The 18,810-nt window shown below is 62.2% G+C and carries 16 protein-coding genes; 9 read left to right on the top strand and 7 right to left on the bottom strand.

Going from position 1 to position 18,810, the window contains the following annotated elements; all coding sequences use genetic code 11:
* Nucleotides 1–8: 8 nt before the first annotated feature.
* The 4 genes from CAK95_RS26520 (at nt 9) to purL (ending at nt 5,020) form a co-directional block, all read left to right on the top strand.
* Nucleotides 9–749: a DUF4336 domain-containing protein gene (locus CAK95_RS26520; RefSeq protein ID WP_086090682.1), complete on the top strand. Its 741-nt coding sequence runs from the start codon at nt 9–11 to the stop codon at nt 747–749.
* Nucleotides 750–758: 9 nt separating this feature from the next.
* Nucleotides 759–1,460, top strand: coding sequence for a phosphoribosylformylglycinamidine synthase subunit PurQ (gene purQ / locus CAK95_RS26515; RefSeq protein WP_086090681.1), 702 nt, complete (start codon nt 759–761; stop codon nt 1,458–1,460).
* Between the two features lie 174 nt (nt 1,461–1,634).
* The gene (locus CAK95_RS26510) at nt 1,635–2,675 is read left to right on the top strand and encodes an alpha/beta hydrolase (RefSeq protein WP_086090680.1); all 1,041 of its coding nucleotides are present in this window, start codon (nt 1,635–1,637) and stop codon (nt 2,673–2,675) included.
* 131 nt (nt 2,676–2,806) lie between these two features.
* Entirely contained in the window at nt 2,807–5,020 is a 2,214-nt protein-coding gene (gene purL, locus CAK95_RS26505) for a phosphoribosylformylglycinamidine synthase subunit PurL (protein ID WP_086090679.1), read from the top strand.
* Between the two features lie 40 nt (nt 5,021–5,060).
* Here purL and CAK95_RS26500 read toward each other — a convergent pair whose 3' ends face one another.
* The 3 genes from CAK95_RS26500 to CAK95_RS26490 form a co-directional block, all read right to left on the bottom strand.
* The gene (locus CAK95_RS26500) at nt 5,061–5,762 is read right to left on the bottom strand and encodes a hypothetical protein (protein WP_086090678.1); all 702 of its coding nucleotides are present in this window, start codon (nt 5,760–5,762) and stop codon (nt 5,061–5,063) included.
* A 47-nt stretch (nt 5,763–5,809) separates the two neighbouring features.
* Complete coding sequence (locus CAK95_RS26495; protein ID WP_086090677.1) at nt 5,810–6,817, bottom strand: ABC transporter substrate-binding protein; 1,008 nt, start codon at nt 6,815–6,817, stop codon at nt 5,810–5,812.
* Nucleotides 6,818–6,894: 77 nt separating this feature from the next.
* Entirely contained in the window at nt 6,895–7,620 is a 726-nt protein-coding gene (locus CAK95_RS26490) for a hypothetical protein (RefSeq protein WP_086090676.1), read from the bottom strand.
* 174 nt (nt 7,621–7,794) lie between these two features.
* Between CAK95_RS26490 and CAK95_RS26485 the strand changes: the two genes are divergently transcribed.
* The 3 genes from CAK95_RS26485 (at nt 7,795) to grxD (ending at nt 9,122) form a co-directional block, all read left to right on the top strand.
* Nucleotides 7,795–8,031, top strand: coding sequence for a BolA family protein (locus CAK95_RS26485; protein WP_086090675.1), 237 nt, complete (start codon nt 7,795–7,797; stop codon nt 8,029–8,031).
* Nucleotides 8,032–8,182: 151 nt separating this feature from the next.
* Nucleotides 8,183–8,650 (top strand): RidA family protein, encoded by a 468-nt coding sequence (locus CAK95_RS26480; protein ID WP_086090674.1) that lies wholly within the window; start codon nt 8,183–8,185, stop codon nt 8,648–8,650.
* A gap of 133 nt (nt 8,651–8,783) precedes the next feature.
* Complete coding sequence (gene grxD / locus CAK95_RS26475) at nt 8,784–9,122, top strand: Grx4 family monothiol glutaredoxin (RefSeq protein WP_086090673.1); 339 nt, start codon at nt 8,784–8,786, stop codon at nt 9,120–9,122.
* A gap of 12 nt (nt 9,123–9,134) precedes the next feature.
* Here grxD and CAK95_RS26470 read toward each other — a convergent pair whose 3' ends face one another.
* Together CAK95_RS26470 and rpsD are read right to left on the bottom strand one after the other, a co-directional pair.
* The gene (locus CAK95_RS26470) at nt 9,135–11,561 is read right to left on the bottom strand and encodes a bifunctional diguanylate cyclase/phosphodiesterase (RefSeq protein WP_086090672.1); all 2,427 of its coding nucleotides are present in this window, start codon (nt 11,559–11,561) and stop codon (nt 9,135–9,137) included.
* A 246-nt stretch (nt 11,562–11,807) separates the two neighbouring features.
* A complete protein-coding gene (gene rpsD, locus CAK95_RS26465; protein ID WP_086090671.1) occupies nt 11,808–12,425 on the bottom strand; it encodes a 30S ribosomal protein S4 in 618 nt (205 codons plus the stop codon).
* A 372-nt stretch (nt 12,426–12,797) separates the two neighbouring features.
* Here rpsD and CAK95_RS26460 point away from each other — a divergent pair, with 372 nt between their 5' ends.
* The gene (locus tag CAK95_RS26460) at nt 12,798–16,043 is read left to right on the top strand and encodes an autotransporter family protein (protein ID WP_157699752.1); all 3,246 of its coding nucleotides are present in this window, start codon (nt 12,798–12,800) and stop codon (nt 16,041–16,043) included.
* A gap of 6 nt (nt 16,044–16,049) precedes the next feature.
* Here the strand turns inward: CAK95_RS26460 and murI are convergent, their stop codons facing one another.
* Together murI and CAK95_RS26450 are read right to left on the bottom strand one after the other, a co-directional pair.
* Nucleotides 16,050–16,838 (bottom strand): glutamate racemase, encoded by a 789-nt coding sequence (gene murI / locus CAK95_RS26455; protein ID WP_086090669.1) that lies wholly within the window; start codon nt 16,836–16,838, stop codon nt 16,050–16,052.
* 28 nt (nt 16,839–16,866) lie between these two features.
* The gene (locus tag CAK95_RS26450) at nt 16,867–17,673 is read right to left on the bottom strand and encodes an aspartate dehydrogenase (RefSeq protein ID WP_086090668.1); all 807 of its coding nucleotides are present in this window, start codon (nt 17,671–17,673) and stop codon (nt 16,867–16,869) included.
* Between the two features lie 119 nt (nt 17,674–17,792).
* Between CAK95_RS26450 and CAK95_RS26445 the strand changes: the two genes are divergently transcribed.
* Nucleotides 17,793–18,767, top strand: a complete 975-nt coding sequence (locus tag CAK95_RS26445) for a Bug family tripartite tricarboxylate transporter substrate binding protein (RefSeq protein WP_157699751.1) — start codon at nt 17,793–17,795, stop codon at nt 18,765–18,767.
* Nucleotides 18,768–18,810: the final 43 nt, after the last annotated feature.

Below are 18,810 nucleotides of genomic sequence, written 5' to 3'. Positions count from 1 at the left end.
AACGGCGGATGGATTGCTACAAGCTCTATGAGCCGATCAATACACTGAAGCCCGTTGCCGATAATGTCTGGATCGTCGACGGTCCGGAAATCACCATGCGCTATCTCGGGTTCGGCATGCCGTTCCCAACACGCATGACCGTGTTTCGGCTTGCCGATGGCGCGCTGTGGATCCATTCGCCGACCACACTCACAGAACAGCTCGCGCGCGAGATCAAGGCGCTTGGCCATGTGCGTTTTCTGGTGGCGCCGAACCCGCTGCATTACTGGTGGATCAAGGACTGGAAAGATCAATTTCCGCAAGCGGTCACCTATGCGGCGCCGGGTGTGCGAAAAGCGGCGGCTGGCCGGTTCGATGGCTTCGAGGTCGATCTTGGCGAGCAGCCACCGCCGGAATGGGCAAGACAGATTGATCAGGTGTCGGTGCGCGGCGACTTTTTCTCAGAGGTCGTTTTCCTGCACGGCGGATCGCGCACATTGGTGTTGACTGATCTGATCGAGAATTTCGAGCCGGGCCGCATTCGCTGCCATGCGATGCGCTGGCTGACCCGGATCGGTGGCGTTTGCGATCCGGACGGAAAAACGCCATATGACATGCGGCTGACATTCCTGCGGCACCGTGCAGACGTTCGCGCCAATGTCCGCCAGATGCTGGATTGGCAGCCGCAGCAGGCTATCGTGGCGCACGGGCGCTGGTATGAGCGCAATGCGGTCCCCGAACTGGAGCGCGCCTTTCGCTGGGTGATGTGAGATGAAGCTATGAAATCCGCAGTCCTCGTTTTTCCCGGCATCAATCGCGAGCGCGATATGGCGCGCACGCTCAAGCTCGTCTCGGGCGTCGAGCCGGCGATGGTCTGGCACGCCGACACGCAATTGCCGGCGGGTACCGATCTTGTCGTCGTGCCGGGCGGGTTCTCTTACGGCGACTATCTGCGCTGCGGCGCCATCGCGGCGCGCGCGCCGATCATGGACGCGGTGCGGGCGCATGCGGCTAAGGGCGGTCTCGTGCTCGGCGTCTGCAACGGTTTCCAGATCTTGTGCGAGTCCGGTCTGTTGCCGGGCGTCTTGATGCGCAATTCGAAACTAAAATTCATCTGCCATGACGTGCATCTGCGGGTCGAGCGTTCGGACACGCCGTTCACGCGCGGCTACAATGCCGGGCAGGTGATCCGCGTACCGGTGGCGCATGGCGAGGGCAATTACGTCGCCGACGAAGACACCATCAAGGCGATCGAGAGCGAAGGCCGCGTCATCTTCCGCTACTGTTCGGCCGACGGCACGCTGGGCGATCCGTATAATGTCAACGGCGCGATCAACGCGATCGCCGGCATCGTCAACGAGCGCGGCAATGTCGCCGGCATGATGCCGCATCCGGAAAACCACGTTGAAAGCATCATCGGCTCGACCGACGGGCGTGGGCTTTTCGCTGGCCTGGTGCAGCAGTTCGGCAAGGCAGCGTAATCCGGTTCGTGCCGTAATGGCGGGATGACTGTTTCCCGCAAGCTGCCGCCGGTTACCACACCAAGTTTTTGCTGCGCCCCGATGCCAGGACGCTCGCTGCGGTTTCTGCCGTGCGCTATATTCGGCGTCGCTATCAACAACAATCTTCAACAACAATCTGACGGAGGAAATGCGATGCGTGTGTTGGCGTCTTTGTTCCTCGCCTTTTTCATTTCGGTCGCAGCATCGGCTGCGTCTCTTGCTCAGATCCCGACCAATCTCGTCACGGAAGAATTCATGGTGCCGACAAAGGACGACGGCATCTCGCTCTATATCCGCAACAAGCGCCCGAAGGACATGACGCAATTCAGTCCGGCGCGCACGGTGCTGTTCGTGCATGGCGCGACCTATCCGTCGGAAGTCGCCTTCGATCTGCAAGTCGGCGGCATGTCATGGATGGACTATATCGCGAGCCGTGGCTTCGATGTGTATCTGCTCGACCTTCGCGGCTATGGCCGCTCGTCGCGTCCGAAGGAAATGGATCAGCCGGCGGACGCCAACGGTCCGATCGTGGATACGAAGGTTGCGATCGGCGATATCGCGACAGGCGTCGATTTCATTTTGCAGCGGCGGAAGATTCCGCGCCTTAACCTGATCGGCTGGTCGTGGGGCACGACGACGACCGCGGGCTACACGGCGGACAATCCGGGAAAGGTCCGGCATCTCGCCTTGTACGCGCCGGTCTGGATCGGGCAGCCCGCGCGCACCGAGCGCACCAAGCTCGGCGCCTACCGCACGGTGCAGAAGCCGGCGGCCTATGACCGCTGGGTGCGTGGCGTTCCCGAGGACAGGAAGGCCGACCTGATCCCCGCCGGCTGGTTCGACGCCTGGTGGACCGCGACCGCGGCCTCCGATCCGGTCGGCGCGGCGCAGAACCCGCCGGTGCTGCGCGCTCCAAACGGTGTCATGGAGGATATTCAGAACGGCTGGCTGATGGGCAAGACATTCTACGATCCCGCGCGCATTACCGTGCCGACCATTGTGGTGCTGGCGGAATGGGACCAGGACACCCCGCCATATATGGCTCAGACATTATTCCCATTGCTCAAGAATGCGCCGCAGAAGCGCCTCGTGATGATCGGCGAGGGCACGCACACCGTCATTCTGGAAAAGAACCGGATGGCACTGTTCACGGCCGTCCAGTCCTTCTTCGAGGAAGGAGAGCCAACGCAGTAGCGGCGGTTCCGCCGGATTCCTGTGCTTTGGACGCCCCGCCGCTTGCGCCGCGGGGGCAACTATCTCTATGTCGGGGGATGCCCGGGCAGACCATTTGCCCGGGCATCCCTGTTGTGGCACTGGCTGGACGAATGCGGAACGAGCCCAAAATCACCCCCGAACTCGTCGCCGAACACGGCCTCAAGCCCGACGAATATCAGCGTCTCCTTGACCTGATCGGCCGCGAGCCGACGCTGACCGAGCTCGGCATCTTCTCGGCGATGTGGAACGAGCATTGCTCCTACAAGTCCTCGAAGGTGCATCTGCGCGGCTTGCCGACGCAGGCGCCGTGGGTGATCCAGGGGCCGGGCGAGAATGCCGGCGTGATCGATATCGGCGATGGCCTCGCGGTGGTCTTCAAGATGGAGAGCCACAACCACCCGAGCTATATCGAGCCGTATCAGGGTGCGACCACCGGCGTCGGCGGCATCCTGCGCGACGTGTTCACCATGGGCGCGCGGCCGATCGCCTGCCTGAATGCAATTTTCTTCGGTGATCCGAAGCACCCGAAGACCCGGCATCTGGTGTCCGGCGTCGTCGCCGGCATCGGCGGCTATGGCAATTCCTTCGGCGTGCCGACGGTCGGCGGGCAGACCCGCTTCCACACCCGCTATGACGGCAACAACCTCGTCAATGCGATGGCGGTGGGCCTCGCGCGCACCGACGGCATTTTCTATGCGGCGGCCTCCGGCGTCGGCATGCCGATTGTCTATCTCGGCTCGAAGACCGGCCGCGACGGCATTCATGGCGCCTCGATGGCGTCGGCGGAATTCGGCGAGGATTCGGAGGAGAAGCGTCCGACTGTGCAGGTCGGCGATCCGTTCGCGGAAAAGCTGCTGCTCGAAGCCTGCCTTGAGATCATGGAAAAGGATTGCGTGATCGCGATCCAGGACATGGGCGCGGCGGGGCTGACATGCTCGGCGGTCGAGATGGGCGCCAAAGGCGATCTCGGTGTCACGCTCGATCTCGAGAAAGTGCCGACGCGCGAAGCCGGCATGAGCGGCTACGAGATGATGCTCTCGGAAAGCCAGGAGCGCATGCTCATGGTGCTCAGGCCCGAGAAGGAAAAGGAAGCCGAAGACATCTTCCGCAAATGGGGGCTGGATTTCGCCATCGTCGGCGAGACCACCCCGACCAAGCGCTTCCTCATTCGTCACCATGGCGAGACGCTGGCCGATCTACCGATCAAGGAGCTCGGCGACGAAGCGCCGGTCTATCATCGTCCGTTTGTCGAGACGCCGAAACAACCGGTGATCGACGCAAAGGATGTGAAGCATCCGCTCTCAGTCGCCGATGCGCTGATGAAGCTGATCGGCACGCCGGACCTGTGCTCCAAGCGCTGGGTGTGGGAGCAATATGACCACATCATCGGCGGCAACACCGTGCAGCGGCCGGGCGGCGATGCCGCGGTGGTGCGGGTGGAGGAGGGGCCGAAGGGCCTCGCCATGACCACCGATGTGACGCCGCGCTATTGCGAGGCCGATCCTTTCGAAGGCGGCAAGCAGGCGGTGGCCGAAGCCTACCGCAATCTCTCCGCCGTTGGCGCATTGCCGCTCGCGGTGACCGACAACCTCAATTTCGGCAATCCGGAACGGCCCGAGATCATGGGGCAGTTGGTCGGTTGCGTGCGCGGGATCGGCGCGGCCTGCAAGGCGCTGGATTTCCCGGTCGTGTCCGGCAACGTCTCGCTCTACAACGAGACCAACGGCCGCGCGATCCTGCCGACGCCGACGATCGGCGGGGTCGGTGTGCTCAACGATTTTACGAAGTCGATGAGCTTGGGATTCAAAAACGACGGCGACGCGATTCTTCTGATTGGAGAAAAGCCGTCCTGGCTCGGCCAGTCGGTCTATCTGCGCGATATCTGCGGCCGGGAAGAGGGCGCGCCGCCGCCCGTTGATCTGGAACTTGAGAAGCGGCATGGCGCGTTCGTGCGAAAACTGATTCTCGATGGGCAAGTGACTGCATCGCATGACCTTTCCGATGGCGGCCTTGCGGTGGCGATCGCCGAAATGGCAATGGCGGGCAATCGCGGCGCTGTTCTCGACAAAGCGCCCGATGGCGTGGACGCGCATGGCTATTGGTTCGGCGAGGACCAGGCGCGCTATGTGGTGACGGCGAAGCCGGATCAGGTCGGGGCCCTTGTCGAAGCGGCGGGCGTGGCCGGTATTTCGATTGCGAAAATCGGCACCGTCGGAGGCAATGCGGTGGCGATCGGCGGCGAGAAGCCGCTGGCCGTCGCCGACCTCTCGCAGCGGTTTGAAGCGTGGCTGCCCGGTTACATGGCAGACACGATCGAGCATTGACCGCTGGTCCCCACTGTCGCGGGGACGAGCGGCTCAAAAGCTAATTCCCCGCCTTCGCCATCGCCGCCTTGCAGCCCGGTGACAGCGCCGGGCCGTTGTCGGCGAGGCACTTGACGGCGCGGCCGCCGCCGATCTGGGTGCCTTTGCAGAGCACGCGATAATCGGTGGCGCAGAAGCGGCGGATCATGACGGCTTCGCCGAGGGTCGGCTGGCGCTTGGGCGCAGCGGCCGGTGGTGAAACGGCGGCGGGTGCTGCGGGAGCCGCCGGAGGCGGGGCTGCCGGGCGGACAGGAGCGGCGGCCGCCTTCGGCGCCGGGACCGGTTTGGCCGCGGGCTTTGCTGGTGATGGCGCGACGGGTGCTGCGGCGGCCGGTGCGGGCTTTTCGGCTGGTGCGGCTGCGGTAGGTGCAGCGGCCGGTGTCGGTGCGGGCTGCGGCTTGGCCTCAACCGGTGCCGCCGCTGGCTTGGGGGTGGCTGGCTTGGGAGCAGCTGCAGCGGACACGGCCTCGATGGCGCTCTTGCAGCCACCGGACAGTTTCGCCTTGTTCTGTTCGAGACACATGAAGGCCTCGCGGCCTCCGCGCGGCACACCCGAACAATTGGCCAGGAAATCGGAACGGCAATTGGAGCGAATGGCATCCTGCTGAGCGGGGGTGACCGATTGCGCCTGCGCCGTCGCGGATAATGCCATCAGGGCCGCGCCGGCAAGTGTGCGCGCCAAAACCATTCGCATCGTTATCATTGCTTCTCCTTCAATGACTTGCTTTCGCAATGTGTTGGGGTTTGAAACTATTTAAGGCGTTTGACGGCGTCATCGATCAGACTGACATCGGAATGCGTCTTCACGTCGGTATCGGCCTTGACGAAGCCGAGCTCCTTGATCAGCGCGACGTTCTTCTGCAGCGCTTCGAGATTGGGCCGCATATCGGGATCGCGGTAATAGTCGCGCTTGGTGAAAGCCCAGTCGAACCGCTCCGGCGGCTGCTTGGTCAGGCGCCCGGCAATCGCTGCAACCTCATTGTGATTGGCCGGATCGGAAAACCAGCGCACGATGCGCAGCGTGTCTTCCATGAAATCGACCATCGCCGCGCGGTTCTTGTCGATGAAGGATTGCCGCGCGCACCAGATGAGAAGTTGCGTCACGCCGCCGATATCGCGATTGACGAAGAGCGGCCGCGCGATGCGCCGCAATTCGGGATCGAAGGCGAAGGGCGGCACGGTCGGGATGAGATCGGCTTTCTTTTCCGCGAGCATGGCGCGCATGGTCGGCAGCGGCGCTTCCAGCATCACATAGTCGCGCTTATCCTCAAGGCCGTGCCGCCGCAGCATCGTGCGCATTGCGACGTCAACGGCCGCACCGGCCGCCACCGTGCCGACGACCTTGCCCTTCAGGTCTTCGATCTTTTTGATCGGGCCGTCGGTCAGGACCATGTATTCCTGCGAATAATAGCCGGGCACGCCATCCTGCAATTCGTCGGCAATGACCCGCAGATCGCTGAGGCCAGCATTTTGAATGGCGATCGGCAGCGTCGAATAGGCGAGGCTGGCAATCTCGAGCTCGTTGTTGGCGAGCGCCGTGATCATTTGCGGCGTGCCGACATAGCGCGTCGGTTCGAGCACGTAGGATTTGCCGAGGTGCCGCGCGAGGTCCTTCTTCTCCAAGAGCAGCGACGCCCAGTTGGAGACCGGTGCGATCCAGGCGACGCGAATCTTCACAGGCTGTTGCGCGAAGGTCGGTCCGGCCCAAAGCAGACATGCTGCGGCAAGGGTTGCCGGCAGCCATTTCAAGATCCGCATGACGGGCCCCCCTGACCGGTGTCCTACGCTTTAGGCACGCTATCCATCGGCGGCAGAAACTTCACATCAACTCGCTGTTAGCGGCGCGAAACCAGGGCCTTTTTGCATTCGCTGGTCAACGAGGCCTGTTGCCCGGCCAGACAGGTCAGGACGCGGCCCTGTCCATAGGGGACACCCTGACACAACAACGATTGATCCTCCCGACAATAGCGGTTGACGAAGCGGGCTTCCTGGGTTGGCCGCAGCTTCGTCACAGGTGCCATCTTCAGCGGCTCTGCCGGTGCGGAAGCAGGCTCCACGCGGTCGGTGGATACGCGCCGCGGCTCTTCGGCGGTGCCGGCGGGCGCGGTGATTTTTGCCGGAGCCGCGACCGGCTGGACGGCCGGGTTGCCCGCGCGGGTGAGGGCCGCCTGACAGGCCGGCGAGTGAACCGCGAAGTTGCGCTTCAGGCATTGTACCGAATCCGCGCTGCCCGGGACCACGCCGGCACAGGTCGACCTGATTTCTGCCCCGCAGGCCGATCGGACTTCGCCGAACGGTGCATTCGGCGATGTACTCACGGCGGGTGCAGGCTGAGATTTCTGAACACGCGGTGGCGAGGACTTCTGTGGCCGCGGCGCCGGCTGCGACCGCTGTTGCGGTGGCGGCATCTGTTGCTGCGGCGGGGGCGGCGGCGGGGGTTTGAAAAGGTCAAAGATATTCTGTGCCAGGGCAGGGCCGGTGCTCAGCACCAGCATCACCAGTGTCGCGAAACCGATGGCTCGGCCGATGAGCCGGCCCTGCGATCCGATGTCAAAAACCACGCTTCCCCGCCCTGTCTTTTTCCAAGGTTGTGGAAGCATAATCGTTCGGAGCTCCCGCGTCAGCAGTTTGCGGTGAACACATTTGTCAGGCACGGGAAATCACCATATTTCTAATGCAAGCGATCTTGTGGTCCGGCAGAGGCCGGGCTGCGATACCGATGTGAGGAGTTGACCATGCCGATGGACGCCGCCGAGATCGAGCGGCTGATCAAGACCAACATCCCCGATGCGCAGGTGTCGATCCGCGACCTTGCCGGGGACGGGGACCATTATGCGGCGACGGTGCTCGCGGAAAGCTTCCGCGGCAAGTCGCGCGTTCAGCAACACCAGCTCGTCTACAAGGCCTTGCAGGGCCAGATGGGTGGTGCACTGCACGCACTGGCGCTGCAGACGGGCGTCCCTGAAGGGTAAATCTCAAGTCCCGATCTAGCTGTGATGTTGTGAGTGCAGGCGTTCGGCTATACACGCTGGAGCATGATGTTATCCGAAAACTGCTTCGCACTTTTCGGCATCATGCTCTAGCATTGTCAGGCCGGCGTTTCCCCACAACAGGACCAGGGACATGAAGTCGCTATGGATCGCGTTGGCCTTTCTTTTCATTGCAGCGCCAATGGCTAGTGCGCAGCTCTCGCCGAACGGCGTCAAGACATTAGCGCCCGAAGGTGCGATCAAACCGACCGGCACCTGGAACCTCGGCACCCGTGCGGGTGATTTCGTCTTCATCGCCGGGATGCGCGGCATCGATCCGGCCACCAATAATCTCGTTGCCGGCGACGAAGCGCGGGTGAAGCAAGCCTTCGTCAATATGGAATTGATCGCCAAGAGCGAGGGTGCGAGCCTTCGCGATGCGGTCCGGCTCGTCGTCTATGTCACCGATATGTACCGGTTCCGTCCGATCGTGAACAAGGTTCAGGCCGATCTGTGGGGACAGGGGCCATACCCGCCGCGGACCATCATCGAGGTCGACCGGCTCAACCAGGACGACATCGTGGAGGTGGAGGGGACCTTCTACGCCCCTGTGAAAAAGTGACGGAATTCCGCAAAAGAAGTGATTGGCGGGGCAGAGTGGCGGGGAGCCCCGGTGTTGCACCGCGGCCGGGCTACCTATATTCCCGATCAGGAACAGGCTGCAGACGGCCAGATATCACCAGGATCGAATTCTAATGAGCATCAACCAGTTCATCGATAATGAGGTGAAGGGCAATGACGTCGTGCTCTTCATGAAGGGCACCCCGCAATTTCCGCAATGCGGCTTTTCCGGCCAGGTCGTCCAGATCCTGGATTACCTCCAGGTCCCCTATAAGGGCATCAACGTGCTGGAATCGGGCGATCTGCGCGAGGGCATCAAGACCTATTCGCAGTGGCCGACCATTCCCCAGCTCTACGTGAAGGGCGAGTTCGTCGGCGGTTGCGACATCATCCGCGAGATGTTCCAGGCCGGCGAATTGCAGAGCCTGATGCTGGAAAAGGGCCTCGCCGTACAGGGCAAGGCGCTGGCCTAGGCTCTTGGGCCGTTAGCCAGAGACGACGCGCAGCTTCGGCTGCGCGGGCGTTCGGGCAATGACGGGGACCGCTCCGGCCGCGGTTTCGTGCGTCAGATGCCGGAATTGCCCGATATCGGCCGGGACGCCGAGCAGATAGCCTTGCACTTCGTCACACGATTCAGCGGACAGGAAATCCAGTTCGCTGGCTGTCTCGACGCCCTCCGCCAGAACCGGCAAGCCGAGACCCCGGCCAAGACCCAGCACCGCCCGGACGATCGTGGCGGCCTGTTCGTTCACGTCGACGGACTTGATGAAAGTGCCGTCGATCTTGATTTTGTCGAACGGGAATGCGCGCAAATTGGACAGCGACGAATAGCCGGTACCGAAATCGTCCATCGCGATCCGGACCCCCAACGCCTTTAGCTGACGCAACGTTGCGAGTGCGCGATCGAAGTCGCGCACAAGCGCGGTTTCGGTGATTTCAAGTTCAAGCCGTTGTGCGGGCATGCCGGTCTGGAACAGGATTTCGTGCAGCAGCGATGCGAAATTCGCGGTGTGAAGCTGGACAGCGGAGACATTCACGGCAACGGCGAGGTCCGAATTCCAGCTGACCGCTTCACGGCACGCTGTCTGCAAGACCCATTCGCCGATCTGCAGGATCGCGCCGCTTTCCTCGGCAATCGGAATGAACACATTTGGCGATATCGCGCCGCGCGTCGCGTGTTGCCAGCGAAGCAAGGCTTCGAAGCCCGTGGTTTTGCCGGTCTTGATGTCCTGTTGCGGCTGGTAGACGAGACTCAGCTCGCGGCGCGAAATTGCATGCCGCAAATCGTGCTCGATGAGCCGGCGATCGCGCACCTCAGCGCCCATCGTCGCTTCAAAAAAGCGATAGGTGCCACGCCCCTCCATCTTTGCGCGATAGAGCGCCGTGTCCGCATGGCTCAGCAGAGCCTCGCGGTCTGTCCCGTCGCTCGGACAGATCGCGATGCCAATGCTGGTCGAAACCAGCGTGGCCGTCGCCGACGTCTCGTTCTGCTTGCGCAGAACCTCCAGAATATTCTCCGCGATCCGCCCGGCAACACCAGGATTGGCGAGCTCCGGCAGGACGATTGCGAATTCGTCGCCGCCGAGCCGGGCCATCATCTGGTTGGGCGCCAGGATGCCACTCACGGATTTCGCGACGGCTTGCAGCAAGGCGTCGCCGGCCGCGTGTCCGAACAGATCGTTGACCTCTTTGAAGCGATCGAGATCGAGACACAGCACGGCGAGCGGATGCTTGTTGGCGAGCGCCGATTCGATCTCCTGATCGAGCTTCTTGTTGAAACTTGAGCGATTGGGTAGACCGCTGAGCGCATCGTGATGCGCCAGAAAGCGAATGTGCTGTTCGGCCTTCTTGCGCGCGCGCAGATCACGCACGGCGATGGCCTGATGCGGTTTGCCGGCGAAATCGACCGGCCGCAGAATAAGTTCGACCGGCACAGCAGAACCGTCACTGTGGCGCAGTTCGGCTTCGATCGGCTGGTTCGACCGGCCGAGCAATTTGAACCGGGTCGCCTCATCGGGGAAACAGGATTCAAGTTTTGCTCCGGCCATTTTGTCGGCGCTCGTCCCGGCCAGGGCGGCGAAGCTATTGTTGACGGTCATGATGCGATCGCCGTCGCAAACGAGAAGTCCTTCCACCGCGGCATTGGCGAGGCCACGCATGCGATCGGCCTCGACTTCTGTGCGGCGGCGGTCGCGGATGTCGAGCGCAAGTCCCGCCAGAGCCAGCAGGATGATGGCGAAGCTGGCCAGAGCAACGGCGATCGCAAGCCAGCTTGGCGGCAACGCCCATTCTGAAACATGAATGGAGGGGTCGGGCACAATCGCGGCTGCGCCCATGGCGGTGAAATGATGACTACAGATCGCCACGGTCAGCAGCAGCGCGCCGAAAATTCGATATTTGATCGTATCGCCGTGCAGTCCGACCGCGAGAGCCGCAGCGCCAAGCAGGGTGCCCAGCGCAATGGAGACGGCCACAAGAACCGGATTCCAGATGATCCATCCGGCAATTTCGAACGCAGCCATGCCGGTATAGTGCATGACGGCAATGCCACCGCCGACGATGGCGCCGCCAAGCCAGGCAGTGCCGGGCAAGGCCTTTGAAGTCGCAACAGCCAAGCCGACGCCGGTGAGGATGATGGCCGCGACGAGTGAAAGCGCCGTCAGTCCGACATTGTAGCCGCTCGGAATGCCCGGCGAGAAAGCCAGCATGGCGATGAAATGCGTTGCCCAGATGCCGAAACCGGTCGCGGTCGCCGCCACGGTGAGCCACAGAAACCGCAGATGGCCGGTCGATTTGCAGACATGATGCAGCAAGGTGATGGCGGTGAAAGATGCGAGCGCGCAGATGGCACCGGCAAGAACAACGAGCCGCAGGTCGTGCTCGTTCACGATGCAGTTGTACACGGTCAGCATGGTTCGCCTGGATGACGAGCCAGCTCATTGGCCCGGGAAGGGCGAACGTTAACGGTGTTTCGATACTCGAATCTTAATTAGAACTCCCGAAGAGTTCTTACCCGTCGTGTAACCTTAACCGAACGTACGGGCCAGCTCGAGTGAACGAACCAGCCCTGTGTGGCAAGTGCGCAAAGCAGGACGGGGAAAAAGCAAAAAGGCCGCTCGTGAGAGCGGCCTTTTGTATTCGCAAGATGTTGCGCCAGATCAGCGCGAATAGAATTCGACCACGAGGTTCGGTTCCATCTGCACCGGGTAGGGGACGTCGGTCAGGGTCGGAACGCGCAGGAATTTTGCGGTCTTCTTGCCGTGATCGGCTTCGATATATTCGGGCACATCGCGCTCGCCGAGCGACACGGCTTCGAGCACCAGCGCCATTTCCTTCGACTTGTCCTTCACCTCGATCACATCGCCGACCTTGACCTGATAGCTCGGGATGTTCACGCGGCGGCCGTTTACCTTGATATGGCCGTGGTTCACGAACTGGCGGGCGGCGAAGATCGTCGGCACGAACTTGGCGCGGTACACGACCGCGTCGAGACGGCGCTCCAGGAGGCCGATCAGGTTGGCGCCCGAGTCGCCGCGCAGCCGGATCGCTTCGGTATAGATCGCGCGGAACTGCTTTTCGGAGATATCGCCGTAATAGCCCTTCAGCTTCTGCTTGGCGCGGAGCTGAACGCCGTAATCGGACAGCTTGCCCTTGCGGCGCTGGCCGTGCTGGCCGGGGCCATATTCACGCCGGTTGACCGGGCTCTTGGGCCGGCCCCAGACGTTTTCGCCCATGCGGCGGTCGAGTTTGTACTTTGCTTCACTGCGCTTGGTCATCGCGTCCTCTTGAAATTGACCGAAAGTGTGAGGAAACGCGCCCTCCTCTGTATCGGGGAATAGTCCCGGTACTGACAGGATCCTTGGCCAAAGCGGATGGCCGGAACCACGGGTCGCGAAACGCCAAGCGGGCCGCAGGGGCCCGCCGGACGGCCGTCTTCTATGGGCAAAACGGGAATGTGTCAAACCGGGCGGCAAACAAAAGTCGTGCCAAACGGCAGCAGCTTGCGCCAATCCCGCCTGGGCCGAAGGCGCCCCGGCCTTGTGTCATCTTGGTGTCATTTCCGTGTCATCCGGCGTTCCTATCGGTCTGCCGCGTACAGGGGCACTAAACAAACTGATTGGGGCGTCGTTAGCGTTATGGGGAATTTGATGTGCGGCGTCAGCCGCATTGCGCTTGTTGCGTGTCTTGTTTCTTCGTCCGGTTCATTGCCAGTTCTTGCCGCGGATTTCACGGTCGTTTCAGGAACGACCGACAATACCGCCAAATCGATCACCGGGACCGAGACCGGCCTTGTCGAGGCGGGGGCGGTTCTGTCGGTCACGTCGACGGCTATCAGCTGGGCCGGGCCCTCGGCGGCGCCGGGCGTCACCATCGACAATTTCGGTACGATTCAGTCGGGCAACCGCGCGCTCGACACCGCCAACAGCAACACGCCACGCAATCTGACGCTCAACAACCACGCCGGTGCGCTGATCACATCCTTCGACGATGTCTTCAGGCTGAATGCCTCGATCGGCAACGGCGCGGTCACGATCAACAACGATGGCAGGCTCTCGTCCGACACCGGGCAGGTGTTCGATTTTGCTTCGAACACGTCGGCAACCGGACGGGTCGAGATCAACAACAACGCTGGCGGCGTGATTCAGGCGCTGGGCAATGACGCGATCCGCACCGGTCTCGGGACGGTGGAGATCAACAATAGCGGACTGATAGACGCCACCGCGTCGGCCAGCCGCGCGATCAATCTGAATACCGGCAATCTGGACAATGTCGTTTCGTTCCAGGTGTTCAACAAGGCCGGCGGCGTCATCCAGTCGCTCGACGACGCGATCCGCATCACCGGTTCGTCCGGCTTGGCGACGACGGCGGGCACGTTCCTCCTGGACAATGCCGGTACGATCCAGACACTGGGCGTGGGGTCCGGTCAGGCGCTCGATTGGCGCGACCTGAACTCGGCGAGTGCGACGGTCCACATCATCAACAGGGCGACCGGCCTGATCACTGCGGCGGATAACGACGCGGTCCGTCCCGGCCAGAACGCCGTGATCGAAAATGCCGGCCGTATCATCGCCTATGGCCAGACCCTGTCATCGAGCGCCGGCGGCGTGCGGTTCTCGGGTGACGCGATCGATTTCGGCGTGAATAGCGGCACGATCTATAACTATGCCGGCGGCCTGATTTCAGGCGCCAAGAGCGGTACGTCTTCCGATGTCGGCGGCGATATCACTGTCTACAACTATGCCGGTGCGACCATCATCGGCCGCAACGGTGCGGGCGTCGGATCTGGCTCGAACGCCACCGTCGTCAACTACGGTACGATCACCGGTGCAATCGATAATATTTCGACACGCAGCGACGGTGACGGCATCGACATCGATTTCGAAGGCCATATCACCAATTACGGTTTGATCCAGGGAACTGGCGCCAGAGGCGGCGATGCGGGCAACCGGCGCAACAACAGCGAAGGCATCGCCTTCGGCGGCGGCACGGTTCTGAACTATGGAACGATCAGCGGCGCCGGCGCCGGCATTGTTGCGAACAACGATTCCAATCCCGACAATTCGCGCAGCGGCGTTGCCGCAACGACGCTGACCAACTATGCTTCCGGATTGATTGTCGGCCAGAGCAGCTATGCCATCCGGTTCGAGAACAAGACCGGTACCGCGATCGACAACGACACGATCGTCAACTACGGCACGATCATCGGCAATGGTTCGATCCCTAACCCGAATGACACCGTCTATCTGATGGATGGCGTGACCGTCGATACGGCTTCTGCCGGCACGCTGAATGGCGTCACCTATACCGGCACCGGCTCGACTCGCTTCATTCGCGGCGATGGTTCGGCCATTCAGATGGGCGAGGGACAGGACGTTCTCACCAACCACGGCACGATCATCGGCAATACCGGCCGGGCCATCAATCTCGAAGGCGGCAACGATACGCTGAACATCATGGCCGGTTCGAAAATCGTCGGTCTGGTCGATGGCGGTGAAGCGACCGACACGCTGAATTACAACAAGGTCGGTCTGACGGAGAAGAAGCGCGCGGCGCTGCAAGCCGGCCAGACGGTGAATATCGCCGGCACGCTTTATACGAGCTTTGAAACGGTGAATGGGGCGGCCAGATCTTTTGCCTCCTTTGCGAATACGCAAGCGGGCCAGCAGGTCGGCAACATCATCGACAATGGTTCGACAAAGCACGGTGCGAGTTACGAGACGGTCGCCTTGCTCGACCGGGTTGCGACATCGAGCGATATCGGTGCCGCCCTCAATCAACTTTCGCCGACGGCGTATCAGGCGTTCGGCCGCATCGCCATCGATACCGCATTCCAGACCACCCACTTGCTGAACCAGCGGCTGGACAGCGTGCGGCGTGACGGATTGGGATTCACGGCCACGGGTCTTGATGTGGTGACCGCCATGTTCGATCGCGACAATGGCGGTATCGCCCAGGCCTTTGCCTCGGCTGGCCCCAATTCATCGGCGCACGCGGCCTTTGCGTCGCTGAATCGGAAGGGCGACGATACCCCGGCAATCCTGAAAGCGCCGGAGCGCCGCTTCGCCGGTGACAACGAATGGGGCCTGTTCATCAGCGGCAACGCGTTGTTCGCGCGCCAGGGCGCGACGCAGAATTCGCCGTCCAGCAAATACACGACGGCGGTGGTGACGGCTGGTATCGATCGTCTGGTGGCGCCCGATTTGATCGTCGGCTTCCTGGCCGGATTCGGCCGCACCAATGCCGATCTCGACCTGCTTGGCAGCACCAGCAAGATCACCAGCGTCATGCTCGGGGCTTACGGCACGTATTTCCGCGACAGCGGCTTTCTCAATGCCGCCTTTGTCTATGGCCACAACAGCTATGACAGCACGCGCATCGCCGTGGGCACGCCCAATGTCAGTTCCAATACCGGCAATCAGTTCGCCGCTCAGGCCAGCGTCGGCACGGATTTGAGATGGGGAGCTTTGGTGGTGACGCCGGAAGCCGGGCTGCAATACACCGCCGTCCAGGTGGGGGCGTTCACGGAGACCGGCGCCGCCGCATTGAGCATCGGTAAGGAGGATGTGGATTCGCTGCGCTCAAGCCTCGGCGTTCGCCTGCGGCAGGACTGGCGTGGCGGTTGGGGCGCATTCCAGCCCGAATTGCGCGCCGCATGGCAGCACGAATTCCTCGACGACCAGCAGAAGATAAGCGCGAGCTTTGCCGATGCAGCGCTGCCGGGATCTTTCGAGACCGTGACGGCCGGCATCGGTCGCGATTTCGGGATCGTCGGTGCGGGCTTTTCGGCCAGCATCGGTCAGCAATCATCGGTGTCGTTCAATTACGATTACAAGTTCGGCGGCGACGATTTCCACGCTCACCTGATCGCGGGGCGCTTCCGCTACGTCTTCTAGAGCCTTTTAGAAGCTGAAACCGAACCCTCGCAGCGCTGCTTGCAAGAGCGGCGCTGCAGGGCGCTTCGATGTGAGAAGAAAAATGCTAGGCACCGCGCCGGCAACGCTTTCTCCATGTCCGATCAACGCTACCACGCGCTTGGCGATGGCGGGGGCGGGATCCAGCCAGGTTACCGGCCAAGGGGCAACGCGATTGAAGCGTTCGAGCAGCAGCGGATAATGCGTGCAGGCGAGAACGATGGTGTCGGTGCGGGCGCCATCTTTCTCCAAAAAGCACGGCATGATCTCTTCAGCGATATCCTCGTCGTCGATGTCTTCACCGTTGAGTAAAGCTTCAGCAAGAACGGCGAGCCGCTTCGATCCGATCAGCGTGACGTCACAGCCCTGTCCGAAATCGCGGATCAGGGCCTTGGTGTATTCGCGCGCGACCGTCGCCTCGGTGCCAAGCACCGAGACCATACGCGTTTGCGATGCAGCGCAGGCCGGCTTGATCGCCGGCACGGTGCCGACGAACGGCACGGTGAAACGCGTTCGCAATTCGGCCAGCACGATCGTCGAGGCTGTATTGCAGGCGATGACGATCAGATCCGGACGATGTGTTTCGATTAGCCCCGCCATCACCGCAATGACGCGTGTCAGCAACTCGACTTCCGACAGCCGCCCATAGGGAAAGGCTTCATCGTCCGCCGCGTAAACGAAACGCGCGTCGGGCCGCAGCTTCACGATCTCGCGGTGGACGGTCAGCCCGCCGAGGCCGGAATCGAACACAAGGATGGTGGGAGATGCTGCGGTCATGTCGCGTCGCGCGTTGTTTGTCCGGTGCCTAGGTGCCAACCCGGAGCGGCGCGCCGAGTTTGCGCAACGTTGCCAGTACCGACAGCGCGACGATCCTGCCGGTCTTCGGATTATCGGACGGCACATTCTCGATCGCCAGGGTGAAGCGCGCCGAATCGGCGTCGACCTCGATGCTGTGGCAATTGCGGGTGACCGCCGGATCGGCCCAGATGTCGATCTGCGTGCGGTCGGGGCCAATGCCGGCGAGCGAGAGGGCCGCGGCGACATTGACGTTGGCCGGAAAGCCTGCGGCGGCCTCGCGCGCGCTGCCGGAAAAAACGCGCTTGGCCTCGGTCAGGCCATCCACGGAGATGCCGTTCTTCTCGAGATAGGGCGCGCCCTTCAGTCCGACCGGCGGCTTGCGGGTGGTCATGCGCACCGACTTGATCTCGCCTTCGGCCGCGGCGGCGACGGCATCGAGGCCAAGCAATGCGCCGGTCGGCACGATGATCGTGCCGCCCTTGGCTTTTGCCAGTTCGGTCAATTCCGGACGCGGCAGCAGAGCGCCGCAGCTCAGCACAATGACGGACTTGCCGGCTTCCAGCATCGGCCGGCAGATCTGTTCGAGCAGGGCGGCCGGCGCGCATTCGACCGCGACATCGGCATGGGCCGGAAAATCCTTCAGATCGACGATCGGGGCTTTAATGCCCTGGCTGTCCAGCCAGGCCTGCGCTTTGGCCTTGTCGCCGGCTGCGACGCAGGCCAGCGACAGGCCGGGAACCCCGTCGGTCAATTTGCGTGCTAGCGTCCGCCCGATAGCCCCAAGGCCGGCAATCGCGATCCGAATATCCGCCATTTTTAACAAATCTCCTTTGCAGGGCGGTGGTTTACGTGTGCGGCGGTTGGTTCACAAGTCTAGCTTGACCGGGCCAGCACGGCAGGCAAAGTGGGCGGGAAATGAGGGAGAAATGCTCAATGTATAAAACAAAACTGCTGGCTGCTCTGGCTGGCGTGCTGATGTTTGCGGGTGCGGCCTCGGCGCAGGACTATCCGAACCGGCCAATGACCATGATCATTCCGTTCGCGGCGGGCGGACCGACCGACGTGCTCGGCCGGGTGCTGGCGCAGCGGATGAGCGAAATCCTTGGTCAGCAGGTGGTGGTCGAAAATGTCGGCGGCGCCGGCGGCCAGACCGGCTCTAAACGTGCGGCCGACGCCAAGCCCGACGGCTACACCTTCCTGCTTGGCACGGTCGGCACGCATGCGCAGGGGCAAACGCTCTACAAGAAGCCGCAATACAATTCGCTGACCGATTTCACACCGGTGGCGCTGATTGCCGAGGTGCCGATCGCGATCACGGCGCGCAAGGACCTGCCAGTGAATGGTCTGAAGGAATTCATCGAGCATGCCAAAAAGAACAAGGACAAGATGACCTATGGGTCGGCCGGTGCGGGCTCGGCGACGCATCTGGGCTGCGTGGTCGCCAATATGGCCATGGGCACCGACATCGTGCATGTGCCTTACAAAGGCACGGGTCCGGCGATGCAGGATCTGCAGGGCGGCCGCATTGATTTCCTGTGCGAAATCATTTCCACGGCCAAGCCGCATATCGACAGCGGCGCGGTCAAGGCGATCGCGATCATGACCAAGGAGCGCTCGCCGGCCCTGCCCAATCTGCCGACTGCGGCCGAGCAGGGCCTGCCGATGGAAGCCTATACCTGGAACGCGCTGTTCCTGCCGAAGGATACGCCGGCGCCAATCGTGAAGAAGCTAGCCGACGGCGCGAACCAGGCGATGGATACGCCAGCAGTGAAAGAGCGGTTGGCAGGTTTGGGCGCGGTGGTCGTTACACCTGATCGCCGCACGCCTGACTATCTCGGCAAGTTCCTGAAGAGCGAAATCGAGAAATGGGCCGTACCGATCAAGCAGAGCGGCGCGCAACTTGATTAAGCTGCCGCGATCGTCGTTCGATCGCGTGACATGAATGCGGCGG

Source organism: Pseudorhodoplanes sinuspersici, from assembly GCF_002119765.1.
In the GTDB taxonomy this organism is placed as follows: domain Bacteria; phylum Pseudomonadota; class Alphaproteobacteria; order Rhizobiales; family Xanthobacteraceae; genus Pseudorhodoplanes; species Pseudorhodoplanes sinuspersici.
The sequence above is the reverse complement of the archived record's forward strand: the minus strand, read 5'-3'. Positions and strand labels throughout refer to the sequence as shown.